The sequence below is a fragment of the Bacillus sp. JJ1127 genome, assembly GCF_036965845.1.
Taxonomy (GTDB): Bacteria; Bacillota; Bacilli; order Bacillales; family Bacillaceae_G; genus Bacillus_A.
This window is the reverse complement of sequence record NZ_JBALQK010000282.1, coordinates 8504-12318: the sequence shown is the minus strand read 5'-3', so window position 1 is coordinate 12318 and position 3815 is coordinate 8504. Positions and strand designations below refer to the sequence as shown.

The window sequence follows — 3815 nt, the reverse complement described above, 5'->3', positions numbered from 1 at the left end:
AAAGAGGGGGGTTATGTCGTTTTTTAATTGATGTATATATAGTGAGAGGTTTTATTTTTGTCTTATACTTGTACATATGCCAATCTTAATTTATGATTTTATATAGGAGTAAGACTATGTAAGGGAAAGGGATTAAGTATGAACAAGCAAAGAATTTATACGATACTAGCAATCCTTCTATTTATTGTAGGTGGAGTATTAATTGGTAAGCCATTTTACGATGGGTATAAGGCAGAGAAGAAGCAAACAGCGAATGTACAGGATGTTCAGAAAATGAAATATGAAAAGCATGACACAAAATTTGTAGATGCTTCTAAAATCGATCAACCAAATTTATCAGAAGTAGCGAATGCATCATTAGATAAAAACCAAGTAATTGGACGTATTGAGATTCCGAGTCTTTCATTGAAGCTTCCTGTTTTAAAAGCTTCCACTGAGAAGAATTTATTGTCAGGAGCAACAACTGTAAAAGAGAAGCAAGAAATGGGAAAAGGAAATTATGCGCTAGCAGGTCATAACATGTCGAAAAAAGGTGTTTTGTTTAGTGATCTATCATCATTAAAAAAGAACGATAAAATTTATTTATATGATAATGAAAATGAATACGAGTATGCTGTTACAAGTGTATCAGAAGTTACACCTGATAAGTGGGACGTGGTAGAAGATCACGGGAAAACAGAAGTGACACTTATTACATGTGTATCTGTATCAGATAATTCAAAGCGCTTTGTTGTTTCTGGTGATCTTGTACAGACGAAAAAATTAAATAAATAAAAGGCGGTAACAATCCGCAAATACAAAAACGATGAGGGGAGACCCCTCATCGTTTTTTAATCCATCCATTTTACTAATTTTTTAGAGAGCAATAATAACACGCATCCTAGAACAATGGCTACAGCTCCAATGACAGTAAATACTTCTGAATATCCAAGTGAAGTTGTAAAGCTTGCAAGTTGACCACCTAAAATATTAGCAATTCCTGAACTTGCTAACCAAACCCCCATAAGTAAAGAAGCGAATTTTACTGGTGCTAGGGTACTAACCATAGATAGTCCAACGGGTGATAAGAATAGTTCACCTAACGTATGGAAAAGGTACGTAAAGACAATAAAGAGCAGGTTTGCTTTTTCTGTAATATTGTGCTCGTCACTACCTGTTTTTAATGTAGCGATAACAAGAACCATATAACCAATTCCAAGTAAAATCATACCGAGTCCCATTTTGGTTGGGATTTTTAAATCGCCGCGCTTTCTAGTCGCGAGTTTTGCCCATAATGCTGAAATAACTGGGGCAAGTAAAATAATGAATAATGGATTGACTGACTGGAACCAAGATGTCGGAATTTCCCATCCAAATACTGAACGATCGACAAATTTGTTTGTATATAATGTTAATGAACTACCAGCTTGTTCAAAACCAGCCCAGAAGAAGACAACGAAGCAAGTTAGAATCACGATAACTGCTGTATGTTGTTTTTCTTTTTTTGTCAGTGGTGTATTTCCAGCTGTTTGTTTACCAGAAGATGTTTGTAAATCTCTAGTTGGTTTTTTACCGATATCACCAAGGAAACGGTTAGATAATGTTGTAAATAAGATTTGTCCTACGATCATACCGATGGAAGCCGCTAAGAAACCATAACGGAAACCGTAATGAACAACACCATCTATCGTTGTTTTGAATAAATTTTCTGATAAAAATCCGCAAACGAGTGGAGCTAAAAATGAACCTACGTTAATGCCCATATAGAAAATTGTAAATGCACTATCACGTTTTGGATCATGTTCTTCATATAATTCTCCGACAAGTGTAGAAATGTTTGGCTTGAAGAATCCATTACCGATAATAATAAGCGCTAATCCGAGGTATAGGCCGACTTGGTTTTGCCAAGCAAACAGTGTAAGGTTACCGATTGCCATTGTTACACCACCCATAGTGATGGCTAGGCGTTTACCTAGAAAACGGTCTGTTAAGAATCCCCCAATCAATGGAGTGAAATAACACGCTCCAGTGTAAAATCCGTAGATGGAAAGTGCCCATCCTGGACTAAACCCAAGACCACCGCTTACTAAAGCTGTTGTTAAGTATAGTGTTAATAATCCTCGTAATCCATAGTAACTGAACCTTTCCCACATTTCTGTAAAGAAGAGTAAATATAAACCTGGAGGATGTTTCTTGCCCTTTTGTTGTTTTTTCTCAAGTTGTATCGCTGATTCCATATAAGTTTCCTCCTGACACAAATGAAAACAAAATTAATAGTTGTGTATGTTAAATAGTTTACTTTATTAACTATTTAAAGTCAATAAAGGTTGATTTTTCGGAATAAATTGGAAAGCAGGAGAGATATAGAATGGGAGTTTCTTTTGTGGTAGACTATGGACTATGTTTGCTCTTTCTGTTTTTACTTCGCATGTGGCAGAAACAGGCCCTGACCGCTTNNTAATTGATGTACATATAGATCACAATTCATGACGTATTTTTTAAGTTAGAAAGGATTCTACTTTATTTGAAAGTAGAGAAGGAGAAAGAAATGAAATTGTTACAGAAAAAAGAAGTTTTGCTTATTAGTCTAATGTTATTCTCCATGTTCTTTGGTGCTGGAAATCTTATATTTCCACCTTTTCTTGGATATGAAGCAGGAGAACATGTATGGATTGCATTGCTAGGCTTTATCATATCAGCAACAGGTCTTCCGATACTGGGTGTCATGGCAATTGCTAAAGCGGGAAGTTTTCAAGTTCTAGCAAGCCGGGTCCATCCCTCTTTTGCAATTATTTTTCCATGTTTCGTGTATGTGTTTATCGGTCCTGGCCTTGGGATACCGCGTGCAGGAAGCTTAGCTTTTGAAATGGGGCCAGGTCAGTTGTTTCCAGAAGCAGGTAGTATAACTCTGCTGCTTTACACTGTGGTCTTCTTTAGTATTGTATATTGGTTAAGCCTATCGCCATCGAAATTGATGGGACTGTTTGGAAAGGTGTTAACGCCTTTATTATTATGTATGATTGCTCTTATTTTCATAAAAAGTATGTTTACAACGGTAGGAGATGTGAAAGCACCAGTAGGAAATTATGGACAAGCTCCTATGTTTCAAGGGTTCCTAGATGGCTATTTAACGATGGATGCGTTAGCAGCCTTAATTTTCGGGATTGTTATTTCGAATGCCTTACGTGCAAAAGGTGTGCAAGATGAAAAGGGCGTAGCGAAATATATGAGTATGGCTGGTATTGGCGCTGGTCTCTTGTTGTCTATTATATATATTATTCTTGGGTATGTCGGATCAGTAAGTGGCTCGCTTGGAGAATTTGATAATGGGGCAAAAGTATTAGCACAAGTTATGACTACATTATTTGGACAAGGCGGTGTGGCATTATTAGGAATTATTTTTACAGTTGCCTGTTTATGTGTCTCCATTGGGCTTGTTACATCTTGTAGTCAGTTTTTTGCAGATGTATTCCCGAAAGTTTCTTATAAGATCTGGGCTTTGATAGTAAGTGTTGTTAGTATGGTTCTAGCTAACTTAGGATTAACACAAATTTTAAAAGTATCAGTTCCGATTCTTGGGTTTATATATCCAATTGCTTTAACGCTTATTATTTTAGGATTGTGCCATAAATATATCAGCAGGTATGTGTATATATATCCTATAACGATTGGGATAGTAGCGGTATTTAGTGGGATAGATATTTTAAATCGCAACGTATTAATGGGAAAATGGACACCTTTATTAGAACATATTCCTTTTTATACAGAAGGAGTAGGATGGTTAGTTCCGGCGATTGTAAGTGGATGTCTTGGAGTGGTTATAAGTATTTGTGTAA

The 3815-nt window shown here is 36.3% G+C and carries 3 protein-coding genes; 2 read left to right on the top strand and 1 reads right to left on the bottom strand.

Translation table 11 applies throughout. The annotated features are described in order from the left end of the window. Window positions 1-138 precede the first annotated feature (138 nt). The gene (locus tag V7183_RS22570) at window positions 139-774 is read left to right on the top strand and encodes a class A sortase (RefSeq protein ID WP_097896470.1); all 636 of its coding nucleotides are present in this window, start codon (window positions 139-141) and stop codon (window positions 772-774) included. Window positions 775-830: 56 nt separating this feature from the next. Here the strand turns inward: V7183_RS22570 and V7183_RS22565 are convergent, their stop codons facing one another. Further along, window positions 831-2216 (bottom strand): peptide MFS transporter, encoded by a 1386-nt coding sequence (locus tag V7183_RS22565; RefSeq protein WP_335360913.1) that lies wholly within the window; start codon window positions 2214-2216, stop codon window positions 831-833. A gap of 311 nt (window positions 2217-2527) precedes the next feature. Here V7183_RS22565 and brnQ point away from each other — a divergent pair. Continuing rightward, window positions 2528-3815 (top strand): branched-chain amino acid transport system II carrier protein (gene brnQ, locus V7183_RS22560; RefSeq protein ID WP_438825193.1); only part of this gene is annotated, 1288 nt, incomplete at its 3' end.

Bases quoted from the DNA above. Each gene is read 5' to 3' on its own strand.
- V7183_RS22570 (WP_097896470.1), top strand. From the start codon at position 139: ATGAACAAGCAAAGAATTTATACGATACTAGCAATCCTTCTATTTATT.
- V7183_RS22565 (WP_335360913.1), bottom strand. From the start codon at position 2,216: ATGGAATCAGCGATACAACTTGAGAAAAAACAACAAAAGGGCAAGAAA.